This is a genomic window from Oceanisphaera pacifica (assembly GCF_017498065.1).
Lineage (GTDB): Bacteria > Pseudomonadota > Gammaproteobacteria > Enterobacterales > Aeromonadaceae > Oceanimonas > Oceanimonas pacifica.
In genome coordinates this window covers 84,328-101,711 of sequence record NZ_JAGDFX010000005.1, presented here as the reverse complement: position 1 = coordinate 101,711, position 17,384 = coordinate 84,328, and the positions used below count along the sequence as shown (strand labels likewise).

Below are 17,384 nucleotides of genomic sequence, written 5' to 3'. Positions count from 1 at the left end.
TCGCCATTCATATTAAATTTTGCAGGCGCCACCGGCACAATCATCTTCTTGCATGTCGTTTTGGGCGTCGGCTGCACCATCGCGAGTATTGTGGTAATACAGCGTTTTAAGGCCAAACTTATACGCAGTCAGTAAGTCTTTTAATAGCTGCTTCATGGGCACGCGGCCTGCGTCAAATCGGCTTGGGTCGTAACTGGTATTGGCAGAAATAGCTTGGTCAACAAACTTCTGCATCACACCTACCAAGTGTAAATAGCCATCGTTAGACGGCATTTGCCATAACAGTTCATATTGATTTTTTAGCTCAACATAATCCGGCACCACTTGCTTTAAGATACCGTCTTTAGATGCCTTCACCGATACCAAGCCCCGTGGTGGTTCAATACCATTGGTGGCGTTAGAAATTTGGCTCGAGGTTTCTGATGGCATTAAGGCTGTTAGGGTACTGTTACGTAGCCCCTTGGTTTTAATTTGTTCACGCAAGCTTTCCCAATCTAGGTGCAAGGGCTCTTGGCAGATCGCATCTAAATCTTTCTTATAGGTATCAATCGGTAAAATACCTTGCGCGTAAGTGGTCTCGCCAAAAGAAGGGCAGGGGCCAAACTCTTCGGCAAGTTTAGAAGATGCTTTCAATAAATAATATTGAATGGCTTCAAAGGTTTTATGGGTTAGTCCTAATGCACTGCCATCGGAATACTTCACCCCGTGCTTGGCCAAGTAATAGGCATAGTTAATGACGCCTATGCCTAAGGTACGGCGATTCATTGAGCCATTTTGCGCAGCCAACAGCGGATAGTCTTGATAATCAAGCAAGGCATCTAGGGCACGCACGGCTAAGTCTGCCAAACCTTCTAGCTCACTTAAATCGTTAATGGCACCTAAATTAAAGGCTGACAGCGTACAAAGGGCAATTTCTCCCTCAGCGTCATTCACATCCGTTAGAGGCTTAGTCGGCAAGGCAATTTCTAAGCACAGGTTACTTTGGCGAATAGGTGCAACGCTTGAATCAAACGGGCTGTGAGTATTGCAGTGATCCACGTTTTGAATATAGATACGACCCGTGCCCGCGCGCTCTTGCATCATTAATGAAAACAGTTCTAAGGCTTTAATGGTGCGCTTGCGAATGCTGGCATCTTGTTCGTACTGTAAATACAGGGCTTCAAACTTAGCCTGATCTTCAAAGAAGGCATCATATAGACCTGGCACATCTGAGGGCGAGAACAAGGTAATATCGCCGCCTTTAATTAAGCGCTGATACATTAAGCGGTTAATTTGCACGCCATAATCCATGTGGCGTACACGGTTTTCTTCTACGCCCCGGTTATTTTTTAACACTAACAGTGATTCTACTTCTAGGTGCCACATAGGGTAGAATAAGGTGGCCGCCCCTCCGCGTACACCGCCTTGCGAGCAGCATTTAACCGCCGTTTGAAAATGCTTATAAAAGGGAATACAGCCAGTGTGAAAGGCTTCGCCATTACGAATAGGGCTACCCAAAGCACGAATACGGCCCGCATTTACCCCAATGCCTGCGCGTTGCGATACGTAACGCACAATGGCGCTAGAGGTGGCATTAATAGAGTCTAGGCTGTCGCCACACTCAATAAGTACACATGAGCTAAATTGGCGAGTAGGAGTGCGCACACCGGCCATAATGGGCGTTGGCAATGACACCTTAAACTGTGAAATGGCATCATAAAAACGGCAAATATAATCAATACGCGTGTCAGCAGGATACTTTGAAAATAAGCAAGCAGCCACCAACATATATAAAAACTGTGGGCTTTCGTAAATATCGCCATTGATGCGATTTTGCACCAAGTACTTACCTTCTAACTGCTTGACTGCAGCATAAGAGAAGTTAAGGTCGCGGTCATGATCGATATAATTATTTAAGGTGTCGAGCTCTTCACGGCTGTAGTCGGCCAAAATATGCAGATCGTACTTACCTAGCTCGGTTAAGCGTGCAACATGATCATACAAGTGTGGTGGGGTAAAGCGACCATAGGCTTTTTTACGTAAATGAAACACCGCTAAACGCGCCGCTAAATATTGGTAATCTGGGGTCTCTTCCGAGATCAGATCTGCGGCAGCCTTAATAATGGTTTCATGAATATCTTCGGTACGAATACCTTCATAAAATTGGATATGTGAGCGCAACTCAACTTGAGACACAGACACATTATCTAATCCTTCTGCTGCCCAATCGAGTACACGATGGATTTTGTCCAGATCAAGGTGTTCTTTGACACCAGAGCGCTTGGTGACCAGCAGATTTTTATTCATGAAACAGCCCTTTTAGTCGTAAATGTCGTTGTTCTGTATGAGGTGCATTTGTCAATGCATTTCACTATATAGTGTGTTTAGTTAACAAAGTTAACACAATATATAGTTGTTGAAGTCGTTGTGCGTGCACAATATAGAACCTAGTGAGAAAATTCTCAAGTCGGGTAAGTGGTGCAAAAGAGGCTTGATGAAGCAAAAGGTTTGCACTTGCTAACGGCTACCCCTTTGGGGGGCTGGTGTTGGCGAAAGGTTGCTGTTTTTCTGCACGGTGAGAAAGATTTAAAAAAATATTTGGCTTGCAAAAATGCCGAATTAACGATCTTGTTTGATCTTTCAGCGCTTGGCTTCAAGTGCGTCTTTTTACGCGGCATACGATGACAAATGACCATGGTCTTATCACGGCTGAGATATTAGCCTAGGTGCCATGCAAATGACACTGCATGGCCTGACATATTATACGCGCGCTAGGTAGTGTATTTTAAATTACTGTGGTGGGATGAGGTTTAATCGCATGCACCATATAGTTAACGTCGGCGTCATGACTGAGCTTAAACTGGCCACTTAACGGTTGATAAACGGTGCCGCTAATATCTTGCACCACTAAGCCGGCCGCCTCTATATACTGGCAAAGTTCAGCGGGAGTAATAAACTTTTTATGATCATGGGTGCCTTTAGGTACCATGTTAAATACATACTCAGCCCCAGCAATCATCATTAACCAGGCCTTAGGGTTGCGGTTAATAGTGGAAAACACCAAGGTGGCGCCCGGGGTGGCTAAATCGGCACAGGCCTGCACAACGGATGCAGGGTTGGGCACATGCTCAAGCATTTCCATGCAGGTGACCACCTCAAATTGCTCGGCATGTTCTGTGGCTACTTGCTCGGCTGTGCCTTGGCGGTAGTCGACACTGACACCGGCTTCTAGGGCGTGTAGGCGCGCCACGGCTAATGGCTCTTGGCCCATATCAACACCGGTCACGTGTGCGCCTTCTTGGGCCATACTTTCGCTTAAAATGCCGCCGCCGCAGCCAATATCAATCACTTTTTTATCAAACAAACCGCCTGCTTTGTCACTGATCCAGCCCAAACGCACGGGGTTCAGTTTATGCAGTGGCTTAAAGTCGCCGTCTAAGTCCCACCAGCGGGAGGCCATGGCGGCAAATTTCTCGATTTCCTGTTGGTCTACATTCATGAACGGCGCCTTTATGACAAATAAAATGACAAGAGAGAGCCACTATTATAACTAAGCAGACTTTCACTGCCAGCATCAGTGCTCTTTGTGTGCATTTGTATGGTAGAATGGTGCGTTTTTTATTGCGATATCAACAATAAACTGGGGACAAGACTAGCTATGACCGATCTGGCCCGAGAAATCATGCCGATAAACATCGAAGATGAGCTGAAAAGTTCCTACTTAGATTACGCCATGAGTGTAATAGTAGGGCGTGCGCTACCCGATGTACGAGATGGTTTGAAGCCAGTGCACCGCCGCGTGCTGTTTGCCATGAACGAACTAGGCAACGACTGGAACAAACCTTATAAGAAGTCGGCCCGTGTGGTGGGTGACGTAATAGGTAAATATCACCCCCACGGTGATAGTGCCGTGTATGACACCATTGTGCGTATGGCACAAGAATTTTCAATGCGTTATACCTTGGTGGATGGCCAAGGTAACTTCGGTTCTGTCGACGGCGACTCTGCCGCTGCCATGCGTTATACCGAAATTCGTATGGATAAAGTGTCTCACGAACTACTGGCCGATCTCGATAAAGAAACCGTTGACTGGGTGCCCAACTATGATGGCACCGAGATGATACCTGCGGTGATGCCCACTAAAGTGCCTAACCTATTGGTGAATGGCTCGTCGGGTATTGCGGTGGGGATGGCGACCAATATACCGCCTCATAACCTTAATGAAGTGATTGATGGTTGCTTGGCGATTATTGACGATGAAGACGTGAGTATCGATCGCCTGATTGAACTGATCCCAGGCCCTGACTTCCCAACCGGCGGTATTATTAACGGTAAGTCTGGCATTATTGATGCCTACCGTACTGGGCGCGGAAAAATTTATGTGCGCGCCTTGGCTGAAGTACAAGAAGACGAAAAAACCGGTCGCGAAACCATTATAGTGTCTGAATTACCGTATCAGGTAAACAAGGCGCGCTTAATTGAAAAAATTGCCGAGCTGGTTAAAGAAAAACGCATTGAAGGCATTACGGCACTGCGTGATGAGTCTGATAAAGACGGCATGCGTATTGTGATTGAAGTGCGTCGCGGCGAAGTGGGTGAGGTTATTTTGAATAACCTGTATTCACAAACCCAAATGCAAAATGTGTTCGGCATTAACATGGTGGCGCTAGATAACAACCAGCCGCGCATCTTTAACTTAAAAGACATGCTGAAATGCTTTATTCAGCATCGCCGTGAAGTAGTAACGCGCCGTACCATCTTTGAACTGCGCAAAGCCCGTGACCGTGCGCATATCTTGGAAGGTTTGGCCATTGCCTTGGCTAATATCGACCCCATTATTGAGCTTATTCGTGCGTCATCGACCGCCGCCGAAGCCAAAGCCGGCTTAATCAGCCAAGGCTGGGAGCTGGGTAACGTGGCCAGCATGCTAGAGCAAGCGGGGGATGATGCGGCGCGCCCTGAGTGGTTAGAGCCAGAATTTGGTATTCGTGATGGTTTATATCACTTAACCGAGCAACAAGCTCAAGCGATTCTTGATTTGCGTTTGCACCGATTAACCGGTCTTGAGCATGAAAAAATTCTGGAAGAATATAAAAATCTGCTGACTTTAATCGCCGAGCTGCTTTATATTCTGAATAGCCCAGAGCGCTTAATGGAAGTGATCACCGAGGAGTTAGAGTTGATAAAAACTCAGTATGGCGATGCTCGCCGTACCGAAATTACCAACTCCAGCTCTGAGATTAACATTGAAGACTTGATTAACCGTGAAGATGTCGTGGTTACCTTGTCTCATCAAGGTTATGTGAAGTATCAGCCGTTAACCGATTATGAAGCGCAACGTCGTGGTGGTCGGGGTAAATCTGCCACCAAGATGAAAGAAGAAGATTTTGTTGAACGCTTATTAGTGGCCAACACGCACGATACTATTTTGTGCTTCTCTACCGCAGGTAAAGTGTACTGGCTTAAAGTGTATCAACTGCCAGAAGCCAGTCGTGCTGCCCGTGGGCGTCCTATTGTTAACTTATTGCCATTGGATGCCGATGAGCGCATTACCGCGATTTTGCCGGTACAAGAATACTGTGATGATAAGTATGTGTTTTTTGCCACCGCCGACGGCACGGTGAAAAAGACCAGCTTATCTGCTTTTGCTCGCCCATTAGCCTCGGGTATTCGTGCCATCAACTTACGCGAAGGCGATGAGTTAATTGGGGTGGATATTACCGATGGCAGCAACGAGATCATGTTGTTCTCGGATGCAGGTAAAGTAGTGCGTTTTGCTGAAGGCAATGGCCATGCTGAGGTTGAAGCTGGCCAAGTTGCTGAAGGCGAAGAAGTGGAAGAAGCCACAGACAGTGACGCCGGTGAGAATAGGCCCTTTAAAGGGGTGCGCCCTATGGGCCGTACGGCGGCCGGGGTGCGCGGTATTCGCTTAGGTGATAATGACAAAGTGGTGTCGTTAATTGTACCGCGCGGTGAAGGCCCTATCTTAACCGTGACCGAAAACGGCTATGGTAAGCGAACAGCCTTAGAAGAGTATCCAACGCGCAGCCGTGGCACTATGGGTGTATTGTCCATTAAAGTGGGCGAGCGTAATGGTGCTGTTGTGGGGGCCACACAAGTTGATGACGGCCACGAAATTATGCTGATCACCAATGGCGGCATTTTAGTACGTACTCGCGTATTAGAAGTGAGCCTGATTGGCCGTAACACGGCAGGGGTTCGTTTAATTCGTACCGGAGAAGATGAACTTGTGGTTGGGTTACAACGCATTGAAGAGCCAGAAGAAGACGAGTTATTGGACGGTGATGCTGTCGCAGAGGGAGAAAACAATGAGCTTGATGAGCAAGCTCAAGACACCCTCGATGAGAGCGGCGATGCAGGTGAAGGTACCTCACCTGACGCGTCCAGCCAGCAACAATAAACGCTTAGTATAAGAAGGGGCCCTTGATGGCCCCTTTCATTTATCTCATTAGCCACAGACAAAACTGCTTTAACTTAACCGCATTGCGCTATAAAGCCATGCAAATAGGCACATTTTCATGACAGCATTGTGCTTGCAGTGCGTACATTAAGATTAAGTTAGATGTGGTATTTCTTTATTATTTAGCCAATAGGGTAGTGTAGGAAATGGAAAACACGGTTTATAACTTCAGTGCAGGTCCGGCTATGTTGCCAGTTGACGTTATGCAACAGGCACAGGCTGAGTTTTGTAACTTTAATAACTTGGGCGTGTCTGTGATGGAGTTAAGCCATCGCAGCCAAGACTTTATTAGTGTGGCCACTCAAGCAGAGCAAGACTTGCGTGATTTAATGCACATTCCAGACAACTATAAAGTGTTGTTTTTACAAGGCGGTGGTCGTGGGCAGTTTGCCGCCCTTGCTCTTAACCTGATGGGAAAGAATGCCAAGGCCGATTACATTGTGACCGGCCAGTGGTCTAAGTCTGCCATTGCTGAAGCAGAAAAAGTAGGGCAAGTACGCGCCCTAGACGGTTTTGTAAAAGCAGAAAATGAACAGGGGCCGCGCGCATTGGCTACTGAGTGGGATCTCGACCCGAATGCGGCCTTTGTGCATTACTGCATTAATGAAACTGTAGACGGCATTGAATATCCCTTTATCCCCGAGACTGGTGATGTGCCATTGGTTGCTGATATGTCATCAACCATTTTATCGCGCCCTGTGGATGTGACTAAATTTGGTCTTATTTATGCGGGTGCACAAAAAAATATTGGCCCCTCTGGCTTAGCCGTAGTGATTGTTCGCGACGACTTGCTGGATCAGGCTTTTCCTAATACGCCGGCCATTATGGATTATGCTGCGTTAGCCAAAGCCGACTCTATGCTGAATACGCCCCCTACTTATGCGTGGTACTTAGCCGGTTTGGTGTTTAAGTGGTTAAAGCGCCAAGGTGGTTTAACTGTGATGGGTGAGCGCAATAAGGCCAAAGCCGACTTGCTGTATAACTATGTTGATGCCAGTGATTTTTATAGCAACTCAGTTCATCCTGAGGCGCGCTCTTGGATGAATATTCCGTTTCAGCTAAAAGACGACAGCTTAAATGAGGCTTTTTTGGCGCAAGCGAAAGCGGCGGGCTTAGTGGCATTAAAAGGCCATCGTTTAGTGGGTGGCATGCGTGCCAGTGTGTACAACGCTATGCCCATTGAAGGCGTACAGGCATTAGTGGACTTTATGGATAAATTCGCCAAGCAACAGGGTTAACACACAGCGGTAAGCTATCAGCTATCAGCTATCAGCTGACAGCTATTAGTTATATAAGGATTTTTTGTGAGTATTGATTATTTAGCCTTGGCGAATGCGGGGGTGGAGACATTGCACCCTTATCAACCGGGTAAGCCGGTTGAAGAATTAGAACGAGAGTTGGGGATTAGCCACAGTGTTAAACTGGCGTCTAATGAAAACCCACTGGGACTCAGCCCTAAAGCAAAGACGGCCATTGAACGCGCCTTGCCTGAGCTGGCGCGCTATCCCGATGCCAATGGCTTTGCACTAAAAACGGCGCTGGCCAATAAACTGGGGGTAGATACCCAGCAGTTAATATTGGGCAATGGCTCAAATGAATTGATTGATTTAGTGTTTCACACCTTTGTGGGTGCCAAGCAGCAGGTGGTATTTTCGCAGTACACCTTTATTGTGTATGCCATGGCCACTCAAGCCCACGGCGCACAAGCCGTAGTGGTGCCCGCAAAAGACTTAGGTCACGACTTAGATGCCATGGCCGCTGCCATTACTGAGCAAACTAAGTTGGTCTGTATTACTAACCCTAATAACCCTACGGGTACCTTTTTAAGTAAGGCGGCCTTGGCGGCGTTTTTAGCCAAAGTACCTGAGCATGTGTTGGTGATATTGGATGAAGCCTACACCGAGTATGTGACTGAGGAAGAGCGTCACCCTTCTATAGACTGGTTGGCACAATACCCTAACCTGATAGTGTCGCGTACTTTCTCTAAGGCCTATGGCTTGGCTGGGTTGCGAGTTGGTTATATGGTGGCGCATCCTGAGTTAATTGGCGTGCTTAATCGGGTACGAGAGCCGTTTAACTGCAACAGCCTGGCTTTGGCTGCGGCCGAGGCAGCCTTGGGTGATGAGGCGTACTTATCTGAAGCTGTGGCACTTAATAGTCGGGAAATGGCGCGGTATGAGGCTTTCTTTGACAGCCAAAACTTGCGTTATGTGCCTTCGCGCGGCAACTTTATTACCCTCGACTTACAGCGCGATGCCATGCCTGTGTATGAAGCCTTATTGCGTGAGGGCGTGATAGTGCGTCCTATTGCCGGTTATGGCTTGCCGCACTGTTTGCGCATTAGTATTGGTCTTGAGCATGAAAACCAACGCTGTATCGAAGCCCTAACCAAGGTGCTTGCTTAAGCTGTGTATTAAGGTGCCTTGCCTAGGCGCCTTAGTCTTGCTAACGTTAAGCGCTTATATGCCAGCTGTGATGCGTGTTAATGCGCAATAATAGCTGGCGCTAAGTTGCCCCATTTTATTTAGCCTTACTTTAGGAATGTTATGGAAAGCCTCAAACTGTCTCCTATTGCCCACGTTGCGGGCACGGTGAATTTACCCGGCTCTAAGTCGCTCTCTAATCGTGCTTTGTTGCTGGCCGCTCAGGCTCATGGGGTGACCCGACTAACCAACCTGCTTGATAGCGATGATATTCGTTATATGCTGGATGCGTTAAAAACCTTGGGCGTGCAATATGAACTGTCCGATGATAAAACCGAGTGTGTGGTGCACGGGCTTGGACGCGCCTTTAGTGTTAGTGAGCCGGTCTCCTTATTTTTGGGTAATGCAGGAACGGCCATGCGTCCTTTGTGTGCCGCTCTGGCACTGGGTACGGGTGAGTTTACGTTAACCGGCGAGCCGCGCATGTGGGAGCGCCCCATTGAGCATTTAGTGGATGCGCTGCGCGAAGCCGGTGCCGATATTAGCTACCTTAAAAATGACGGTTATCCGCCGGTATTTATTAATGGTAAAGGCTTGTGGGGAGGAGATGTTCATATTGATGGCTCTGTTTCTAGCCAGTTTTTAACCGCGCTGTTAATGGCCGCGCCCATGGCTTCTGGCGATACGCGAGTGCACATTAAAGGCGACCTAGTCTCTAAGCCCTATATTGATATTACCTTGCACACCATGAGTCAGTTTGGCATAGAGTTAGAGCACGATAACTACCAAACGTTTTATATTAAGGGTAATCAAAGCTATGTGTCGCCAGGAGATTTCTTGGTGGAAGGGGATGCGTCTTCGGCATCGTACTTTTTAGCAGCAGGTGCCATTAAAGGTAAGGTTAGAGTGACCGGCATTGGCCGCAATAGTGTACAAGGCGATATTCGCTTTGCTGATGTGTTAGAAGCCATGGGGGCAAAAATAACTTGGGGTGATGACTTTATTGAAGCCGAGCATGTGGCCCCTTTACAAGCGGTGGATATGGATATGAACCATATTCCCGATGCGGCCATGACCATTGCTACCGCGGCTTTGTTTGCCACCGGCACCACTCGTCTTCGTAATATTTATAACTGGCGAGTAAAAGAAACTGATCGCTTATACGCCATGGCCACCGAGTTAAAAAAGTTGGGGGTTGAGGTTGAAGAGGGGGAAGATTATTTAGTGGTTACCCCAGCGGCGCAGTTACAAGAAGCAGAAATTGCGACCTATAATGATCATCGCATTGCCATGTGCTTTTCATTGGTGGCGTTAAGTAATACGCCTGTGATTATTCTAGACCCTAAGTGCACCTCTAAAACCTTCCCTGATTACTTCGACAAGCTCGCCAGTATCAGCGGTTAACGACAGCGCCCGGAGCTGGGCGCTATGTTTAATGATGTTTCATTTTCTCTAGGGTATCACGGGCTTTAATGTCGGCGGCATCCAGCTCTGCCAGTACTTTTTCTATATCTTCTTGTTGCTGGCGTAGGCTGGCGCGCTTTTCTTCTATCATGGCGACCATAGAGTATAGCTGTGGGCGGGTGCGATGCTCGGCATCATAGAGTTCGAAGAGTTCACGCATTTCTGCCAAACTAAAGCCTAAACGTTTACCTTTAATGGTGAGCGCTAATCTAAACTTATCTTTATGACTGTAAAGGCGTGTATTCCCTTTACGTTTAGGGGTGAGTAGCCCTAGCTCTTCGTAATGGCGCAGGGTGCGGGGAGTGATCTCAAACTCATGAGCCAATTCAGAAATACGGTAGGTCACTTCCTTGTTGGACATGACAAACACTCCTTACATTTAGTAATCAAATTAGCAGCCAACTTTACACTCATAAGTGAAAACTGTGAAGCGAGGTTTTAATTCTGATGACGATTACAGCCTAAGGGAGCAGCTTGGGAAGTTTGCATGACGTGGTGGTTCGTTTTTGCTCATAATAACGGAGTTATGGTGTGTTTATTTTTAAAGTGCGAGGCGCCAGAGGCGGCCAAGCCGAAATTCGGTTGCAGGCGCTCGATTGGGGAGAGCAGGGGAGCACGACCTTTATTTGCGATAGCGATGCCTTGGCTGTGCACTTACTGACTCAATGTCGGTCTGGGCAAGGCTATTTTGAGCTATTAGCCGGCACTAAGCCTATGTATGTAGAGCAGTGGTTAGAATACTTACAAGAGGCGGGGGTGTTGTCTGAGGTTACGGTAAATATTTACACCCCTCTAGATGAGGGCTATGGCGCCCTGTGTGGTTTAGATGAAGAGCAGATTAGTCATTTGCTGAGTTTAGTTTATAAAGTAGGGGGCTTTAACCGCTTACAAATTATGCGCTACCTTAAGCATCGGCATAACCCCACCCAAATGTCGACTCGCTATAACCCAGATGAGCTAGCGCGTTATCGACATTTAGGGGAGTTAATTAATTTATTGCTACGCTTTAAAGCGCCTTCGGCATAGTGACCTAGGCTCGCTTGCCCTACATGACTAAGCCTTTAAAGTGACTCATATCGCAGGGTTTGGCAATTAAGTAGCCCTGTACGCCGTCAATGTGCATTGATTCAAGCAGGTCTTTTTGTTGTTCTGTTTCTACCCCTTCGGCAATAACGAAGCAGCCTAAGCGCTGAGATAAATCCACTATCATGCGTATAAATTGTAGTGTGGTCCCGTCCTCTTGAATTTGTCGGACTAATAAACCGTCTAATTTCACATAGTCAGGCTTAATGTCTTTTAATAAACGAAATGAACCATAACCATGACCAAATTGACTGACGGCAAAGCGCGCACCAGAGCGGCGGATCATGGCGAGCAGACGTTTAGCCGCCACTAATTGATGTTGTAAGACCTGCTCGTCTAGCTCAAAAACCAGTTTTGATGCAATATCGCGATCTCGCATCAGTATGCGTTCTAACCAAATAAGAAACGAACTCTGCTGTAAGCTTGCGGGGGTAAGATTAATCGCCCAACGTTGCTGGGGCAGTGCGTGGCTGTGTATTTGCGCAAGTATCATCTCAATAATTTTTTGCTCAAATAGCATCGACATATTAAGACGTTGTAGCATGGCAAACACAGTGCCCGCCTGATAAACGCCACCATCCTCATTAGGAAAGCGCGTATAAATCTCGTTATAGCCCAGCATTTCTTGCTTATATACTTTAACAGGCTGAACTTGTAATAAGATTCTATTATCTGTCAGCATGGTTTGTAAGCGTTGGCGCCACTGACTTTCACCCATGTTTTCATTTTTATTTTGCTTAAGCACCATACTCCAGGTGTTGGGCTCGCCACCTTGTGCTTGTGCCAGAGCTAAATCGGCCCGGATCAATACCTGCTCTGCTGCTTGGCCTGGTAATATCTGAGTAAAGCCCATATAGGCCGCACAGCTAAGGTGGTGTATATGCTGGTAGTGATGTAACTCTTGGTTTAATAGGGTGCCCAGTTGCTTAGCCAATGGCTCACACTGCCCTTTGGTGAGTACTGCAAATTCGCTGCCGCCGACTCGGTAGGCGGTGGCACCCACCTCAGACTGAATGGTTTTGCGTATGAGTGCCACCATATCTTGTAGGTATTGGTCGCCGGCCTGAAACCCTTGCTCGGTGTTAATTTCTTGCAAGGCACTGGCTCGTACCATCATTAAGGTGGCGGTAGCCAGTTGATTTTCATCATCCAAAATTAGGTTAAGATCACGACGAAAAGCAAAGCGATTACCTAAGCCAGTTAAACTGTCTTGATAGCTTTGTTGCTCTGCTCGCTCAAGTTGTTGCTGTAAGTTGTCTAATTGATCATGATGATGGCGATGAAACGCCACTATGCCTTGCTCTATTGGAGATTGGCTGTTGGGTTTAGCCTGTTCAGGTGAGTGCAGTAATGTTTGAAAGTAGCTATCTTGTTTGTACTGAACTTTGCGCCAGCTACGATATAAAAATGTGAAAATGAGCAGCGTTAGTAAAATCAAAGGCAACGAGATTTGTACCCATTGGCGTGTGGCAGTCTCAATGTCGAGCTGATAGAAAACGGGTGTTTTATCTACAGTATATTGATGATTAGCTGCAACTTGACCAAACCACCATGCTTGATTTTGGCTTTCAAGGGGGCGTCCACGAGAGAGCGCGGCAATATTGAACAGCGACAAAGATGAAGAGGGAGCCTCAACTATGTAAGCAAGGTGGTTATTAACCTTGTCTACTTGTTGCTGCAGCGAGTGATGGCTGGCCCACCAAGGTAGTAACGTGCTGAGTAATAGTGCAATAAATCCTGACAACAGCAAAGTCTGACCAAAGGGACGAGTTACCCGCATAGCCACAATCCTTGTTAAACGAGATATTTAAAAGATAGTACACTTCTGAAAGGATTCAGACGAGTTATTATAGTGGAGTACTTATAGCTGGATTTTTTAGATAAGACAAGAAATTGGCTCCCCTTGCTGGACTTGAACCAGCGACATACGGATTAACAGTCCGGCGTTCTACCAACTGAACTAAAGGGGAACAACTTAAAACGATGACTAGATTTTAATAGATGTATTAAATCTAGGTATTGAAATTGGCTCCCCTTGCTGGACTTGAACCAGCGACATACGGATTAACAGTCCGGCGTTCTACCAACTGAACTAAAGGGGAACAAAAACTAACGACTTACTTAACTTTCTTACTACTTAAAAGTGGCTCCCCTTGCTGGACTTGAACCAGCGACATACGGATTAACAGTCCGGCGTTCTACCAACTGAACTAAAGGGGAACAAAAACTAACGACTTACTTAACTTTCTTACTGCTTAAAATTGGCTCCCCTTGCTGGACTTGAACCAGCGACATACGGATTAACAGTCCGGCGTTCTACCAACTGAACTAAAGGGGAACAGGCATTGCTTGAATGCGAGGCGAATGTTAAATGGTGCACAGTGAGCTGTCAACACTCAAAAGCGCATAACTTACTAAATACGCGCGTTTGTTGAAAGTATGTGCAGTAATGGCATAAATATACACCAACTTGCATTATTTAAGTGGGGCGGCGTGACGGATGCTTATCGAGTTAGCGGATTTATGTCGCGGTAGATGAAAAAATAGCCGACTCCAAAATACGAGGGTTTAGGTGGTCTTTTTTGAAAGTTTATTCGGTGTGAGCTCTTGAGCCGCAGGCGTAGATAGTGGATCATAGTATTTTTGAGAATGCCATTCCCACGTTCGAGGTGTATGAATGAGTCAGGTGGACCCGAGTCCTAGTAATTTTATTCGTCAAATCATTAATGATGATTTAGCCAGCGGTAAGCATCAGTCGGTACAGACCCGTTTTCCGCCAGAGCCAAACGGTTATCTTCATATTGGTCACGCCAAATCCATCTGTCTAAACTTTGGTATTGCTGAGCATTACCAAGGGAAGTGTAATTTACGCTTTGATGATACGAACCCAGAAAAAGAAAATGTTGAGTATGTTGCATCTATTCAGCAAGACGTGCGCTGGTTGGGTTTTGAGTGGAGTGGTGATATTCGCTACTCTTCCGATTATTTTGAGCAGCTATATGGGTATGCGGTTGAGCTTATCGAAAAAGGGTTGGCCTATATAGATGAGCAAACACCAGAGCAAATCCGTGAACATCGTGGCACCTTGACCTCGCCAGGAACGAATAGCCCTTATCGAGATCGCCCCGTGGCAGAGAGTTTAGACTTATTTGCGCGTATGCGTAATGGTGAGTTTGAAGAAGGTGTGATTTGTCTGCGTGCTAAAATCGACATGGCATCGTCGTTTATGGTGATGCGTGATCCTGTGTTGTATCGAGTGCGTTTTGCTCATCACCATCAAACCGGTGATAAATGGTGCATCTATCCGATGTATGATTTTACGCATTGTATTTCTGATGCACTGGAGGGGATCAGCCACTCGCTATGTACGTTAGAGTTTCAGGATAACCGCCGATTATACGACTGGGTGTTAGATAACATTAGTATCGATTGTCATCCGCGCCAGTACGAGTTTTCTCGCCTTAACCTTGAATATACCATGATGTCTAAGCGCAAGCTTAACCAGTTGGTTGTAGAGGGTCATGTTGAAGGCTGGAATGACCCGAGAATGCCAACTATTTCGGGCTTGCGCCGTCGTGGTTATACTCCTGCTGCTATTCGTGAGTTTTGTTTGCGCATTGGGGTAACTAAGCAAGACAACACCATTGAAATGGGCATGTTAGAAGCCTGTATTCGTGAAGATCTCAATGAAAATGCGCCGCGTGCTATGGCGGTGTTAAATCCCGTACGCGTAGTGATTGAGAATATGCCGGCGGATCACGAAGAAACCCTGCAAGCGCCGCTGCATCCTAATAAGCCGGAAATGGGGACACGTGCTTTACCTTTTACGCGTGAAGTTTTTATTGATGCGGCTGACTTTCGTGAAGAAGCCAACAAAAAGTATAAGCGCTTGGTATTAGGCAAAGAAGTTCGCTTGCGTAATGCTTATGTAATTAAAGCAGAGCGTATTGAAAAAGACGCAGACGGTAACATCACCACTATTTTCTGTACCTATGATGCTGACACCTTAGGTAAATCGCCAGCCGATGGCCGTAAAGTAAAAGGTGTGATCCATTGGGTATCGGCGAGTCATGGGGTACCGGCTGAAGTACGTTTATATGATCGCCTGTTCAATGTGCCAAACCCAGGCGCGATTGAGTCATTAGAAGAGACACTCAACCCCACTTCTTTACAAGTATTAACGGGCGCGATTGTTGAACCATCACTGTGTGATGCTAAGCCCGAGCATGCCTATCAGTTTGAACGAGAAGGCTATTTCTGCCGCGATAATCAAAGTGAGGGAATGGTGTTCAACCTAACAGTGGCTTTACGTGACTCTTGGGGTAAAGAAGAAGGCGCCTAACTCATGTTTAAATATGGTGGTGTTAGCCGCCCATAAAAAAAAGCCGCACAATTGTGCGGCTTTTTTATTTAGAACACGTTAACACTTACTCTTGTGCATCATTATGCTGACAAGGTGTGTCGTGACAATGTCCATACAGATATAAACTGTGGTTGGTCAGTTTAATATTAAACTGATTAGCAATGATCTGTTGGCGCTCTTCAATGATTTCGTCATGGAACTCAATGACCTTGCCACAATCTAGGCACACTAAATGGTCATGGTGTTCTTGAGTCGCCAATTCAAATACTGACTTGCCACCTTCAAAGTGATGGCGGGCGACGATGCCGGCATCATCAAATTGGTTAAGTACACGATAAACGGTAGCCAAACCAATTTCTTCACCCTGATCAATCAGCATTTTGTAAAGATCTTCAGCACTTACATGCTCAGTGTCGGGGTGTTGTAGCAGTTCAAGGATTTTTACGCGAGGAAGCGTCACCTTGAGACCTGCTTTCTTCAACGCTTGATTGTTGTCAGCCATAAGAATAAAGTTTCGCAATTTGTGAGGTTATTGCTTTCATTGTGCGTGTTCTGCTCTTTAAAGGCAACCTTCAATCGGCTTTTGTACACACTTGCCATGATCTAGAGCAATAACTCTGATTATGACACCTTATTTTGTTAGTATTGCTTTTTCTTTAGCCTGGTCAGATGAGATGATGAGATATTTATTTGCTCGCCCACGTTTACTCAAATGGCTTATGAATTGCTGGCCGCCTTTTTGGGGGGCGGGTATTCGTATAGAAAAGTTGGGTCAAGACTATCGATATTGTCGAGTGGGACTAAAGCTCAGGTGGTGGAATAAAAATGCCAACCGCACGCAATATGGTGGTAGTTTGTTCTCTATGACAGATCCTGTCTATTCGATGTTATTAATGGGAATTCTCGGAGAAGACTATTATATATGGGATAGAGGGGCCAATATTACCTTTATTAAGCCGGGGCGAGGCCGTGTTTATGCTGATATTCATTTGAGCCAAGAGCGGCTTAATGAGATACTCAGTGCGACCCTAGATGGTCATAAGCATTTTCCTCGTTTTCGTATTAATATCTTAGATGAGGAAGGGGCGCTAATAGCTGAGGTAGAACGAACACTCTATGTGCGCAAAAAAACAAATAAGTAATATAAGAGAAGAGCAGAAATTTTTTCTTATGTTATAAATTGTAAAATTATTTGCGATTACTAGGGAACTTCGTCCATACTTAAGCTGCCTAAGAGGTCTTTTTGACTATCATAGAAACCAAGGAGCATATAATGCGCAATAAAATGATGTTAACTGCAGGTATCGTTGGTACTTTGATGCTAGCTGGTTGTAGCTCAAACACTGGCGTTGAAACTAAGCTGGACGGTCTGTCACAAGACATCCAAGCTGTTCAGCAAGGTCAGCAAATGAACTCTGCTAAAATTGATCGTTTGGCTGCTGATGTTGCTGAAGCTCGTGCTTCTGCAGATCGCGCTAATTCTCGTCTTGATCAGATGGGTCGTTACACTAAATAATATTAGTGAAACGGAAAAGCCTGGCTTCGGCCAGGCTTTTTTTTGTCTAAAATTTAGCAGTGTTATGTCGATATT

At 46.2% G+C, this 17,384-nt stretch carries 13 protein-coding genes and 4 tRNA genes; 8 read left to right on the top strand and 9 right to left on the bottom strand.

Features of this window, described 5'->3' with window-relative positions; translation table 11 throughout:
- Positions 1 to 12: 12 nt before the first annotated feature.
- Entirely contained in the window at positions 13 to 2,286 is a 2,274-nt protein-coding gene (gene nrdA / locus J3U76_RS05575) for a class 1a ribonucleoside-diphosphate reductase subunit alpha (RefSeq protein WP_208004928.1), read from the bottom strand.
- Between the two features lie 478 nt (positions 2,287 to 2,764).
- Complete coding sequence (gene ubiG / locus J3U76_RS05570; protein ID WP_208004927.1) at positions 2,765 to 3,478, bottom strand: bifunctional 2-polyprenyl-6-hydroxyphenol methylase/3-demethylubiquinol 3-O-methyltransferase UbiG; 714 nt, start codon at positions 3,476 to 3,478, stop codon at positions 2,765 to 2,767.
- Positions 3,479 to 3,637: 159 nt separating this feature from the next.
- Here ubiG and gyrA point away from each other — a divergent pair, with 159 nt between their 5' ends.
- The 4 genes from gyrA to aroA all read left to right on the top strand — a co-directional run bounded on the left by gyrA (position 3,638) and on the right by aroA (position 10,287).
- Positions 3,638 to 6,400 carry a DNA topoisomerase (ATP-hydrolyzing) subunit A gene (gene gyrA, locus J3U76_RS05565; RefSeq protein ID WP_208004925.1) on the top strand — a complete coding sequence of 921 codons (2,763 nt, stop codon included), beginning with the start codon at positions 3,638 to 3,640 and terminating at the stop codon, positions 6,398 to 6,400.
- Between the two features lie 206 nt (positions 6,401 to 6,606).
- A complete protein-coding gene (gene serC, locus J3U76_RS05560; RefSeq protein WP_208004923.1) occupies positions 6,607 to 7,698 on the top strand; it encodes a 3-phosphoserine/phosphohydroxythreonine transaminase in 1,092 nt (363 codons plus the stop codon).
- Between the two features lie 66 nt (positions 7,699 to 7,764).
- A complete protein-coding gene (gene hisC, locus J3U76_RS05555) occupies positions 7,765 to 8,865 on the top strand; it encodes a histidinol-phosphate transaminase (RefSeq protein ID WP_208004921.1) in 1,101 nt (366 codons plus the stop codon).
- Positions 8,866 to 9,006: 141 nt separating this feature from the next.
- Positions 9,007 to 10,287, top strand: coding sequence for a 3-phosphoshikimate 1-carboxyvinyltransferase (gene aroA, locus J3U76_RS05550; RefSeq protein ID WP_208004919.1), 1,281 nt, complete (start codon positions 9,007 to 9,009; stop codon positions 10,285 to 10,287).
- Positions 10,288 to 10,315: 28 nt separating this feature from the next.
- On the opposite strand, the gene J3U76_RS05545 is transcribed toward aroA, so the two are convergent.
- A complete protein-coding gene (locus tag J3U76_RS05545; protein WP_208004917.1) occupies positions 10,316 to 10,708 on the bottom strand; it encodes a MerR family transcriptional regulator in 393 nt (130 codons plus the stop codon).
- Between the two features lie 170 nt (positions 10,709 to 10,878).
- Here J3U76_RS05545 and J3U76_RS05540 point away from each other — a divergent pair, with 170 nt between their 5' ends.
- The gene (locus tag J3U76_RS05540; RefSeq protein ID WP_208004915.1) at positions 10,879 to 11,373 is read left to right on the top strand and encodes a hypothetical protein; all 495 of its coding nucleotides are present in this window, start codon (positions 10,879 to 10,881) and stop codon (positions 11,371 to 11,373) included.
- Positions 11,374 to 11,392: 19 nt separating this feature from the next.
- Here J3U76_RS05540 and J3U76_RS05535 read toward each other — a convergent pair whose 3' ends face one another.
- The 5 genes from J3U76_RS05535 to J3U76_RS05515 form a co-directional block, all read right to left on the bottom strand.
- Positions 11,393 to 13,210, bottom strand: a complete 1,818-nt coding sequence (locus tag J3U76_RS05535; RefSeq protein ID WP_208004913.1) for an EAL domain-containing protein — start codon at positions 13,208 to 13,210, stop codon at positions 11,393 to 11,395.
- A 114-nt stretch (positions 13,211 to 13,324) separates the two neighbouring features.
- Positions 13,325 to 13,400: transfer RNA gene (locus tag J3U76_RS05530), tRNA-Asn, on the bottom strand.
- 56 nt (positions 13,401 to 13,456) lie between these two features.
- Positions 13,457 to 13,532: transfer RNA gene (locus J3U76_RS05525), tRNA-Asn, on the bottom strand.
- 42 nt (positions 13,533 to 13,574) lie between these two features.
- A tRNA-Asn gene (locus J3U76_RS05520) sits at positions 13,575 to 13,650 on the bottom strand.
- 42 nt (positions 13,651 to 13,692) lie between these two features.
- Positions 13,693 to 13,768: transfer RNA gene (locus J3U76_RS05515), tRNA-Asn, on the bottom strand.
- A 339-nt stretch (positions 13,769 to 14,107) separates the two neighbouring features.
- On the opposite strand from J3U76_RS05515, the gene glnS reads away from it, so the two are divergent.
- Positions 14,108 to 15,772 (top strand): glutamine--tRNA ligase, encoded by a 1,665-nt coding sequence (glnS, locus tag J3U76_RS05510; RefSeq protein WP_208004911.1) that lies wholly within the window; start codon positions 14,108 to 14,110, stop codon positions 15,770 to 15,772.
- A gap of 85 nt (positions 15,773 to 15,857) precedes the next feature.
- Here the strand turns inward: glnS and fur are convergent, their stop codons facing one another.
- The gene (fur, locus tag J3U76_RS05505) at positions 15,858 to 16,295 is read right to left on the bottom strand and encodes a ferric iron uptake transcriptional regulator (RefSeq protein WP_208004910.1); all 438 of its coding nucleotides are present in this window, start codon (positions 16,293 to 16,295) and stop codon (positions 15,858 to 15,860) included.
- A gap of 175 nt (positions 16,296 to 16,470) precedes the next feature.
- Between fur and J3U76_RS05500 the strand changes: the two genes are divergently transcribed.
- Both J3U76_RS05500 and J3U76_RS05495 read left to right on the top strand, forming a co-directional pair.
- Positions 16,471 to 16,935, top strand: coding sequence for a DUF4442 domain-containing protein (locus tag J3U76_RS05500; RefSeq protein WP_243454103.1), 465 nt, complete (start codon positions 16,471 to 16,473; stop codon positions 16,933 to 16,935).
- Between the two features lie 131 nt (positions 16,936 to 17,066).
- Complete coding sequence (locus J3U76_RS05495; protein ID WP_208004904.1) at positions 17,067 to 17,309, top strand: LPP leucine zipper domain-containing protein; 243 nt, start codon at positions 17,067 to 17,069, stop codon at positions 17,307 to 17,309.
- The last annotated feature ends 75 nt before the right edge of the window (positions 17,310 to 17,384 follow it).

Excerpts from the sequence above, each read along its gene's own strand:
- J3U76_RS05535 (WP_208004913.1), bottom strand. The coding sequence starts at position 13,210 with ATGCGGGTAACTCGTCCCTTTGGTCAGACTTTGCTGTTGTCAGGATTT.
- J3U76_RS05495 (WP_208004904.1), top strand. The coding sequence starts at position 17,067 with ATGCGCAATAAAATGATGTTAACTGCAGGTATCGTTGGTACTTTGATG.
- nrdA (WP_208004928.1), bottom strand. The coding sequence starts at position 2,286 with ATGAATAAAAATCTGCTGGTCACCAAGCGCTCTGGTGTCAAAGAACAC.
- J3U76_RS05545 (WP_208004917.1), bottom strand. The coding sequence starts at position 10,708 with ATGTCCAACAAGGAAGTGACCTACCGTATTTCTGAATTGGCTCATGAG.
- serC (WP_208004923.1), top strand. The coding sequence starts at position 6,607 with ATGGAAAACACGGTTTATAACTTCAGTGCAGGTCCGGCTATGTTGCCA.
- gyrA (WP_208004925.1), top strand. The coding sequence starts at position 3,638 with ATGACCGATCTGGCCCGAGAAATCATGCCGATAAACATCGAAGATGAG.
- ubiG (WP_208004927.1), bottom strand. The coding sequence starts at position 3,478 with ATGAATGTAGACCAACAGGAAATCGAGAAATTTGCCGCCATGGCCTCC.
- fur (WP_208004910.1), bottom strand. The coding sequence starts at position 16,295 with ATGGCTGACAACAATCAAGCGTTGAAGAAAGCAGGTCTCAAGGTGACG.
- glnS (WP_208004911.1), top strand. The coding sequence starts at position 14,108 with ATGAGTCAGGTGGACCCGAGTCCTAGTAATTTTATTCGTCAAATCATT.
- aroA (WP_208004919.1), top strand. The coding sequence starts at position 9,007 with ATGGAAAGCCTCAAACTGTCTCCTATTGCCCACGTTGCGGGCACGGTG.
- J3U76_RS05500 (WP_243454103.1), top strand. The coding sequence starts at position 16,471 with ATGAGATATTTATTTGCTCGCCCACGTTTACTCAAATGGCTTATGAAT.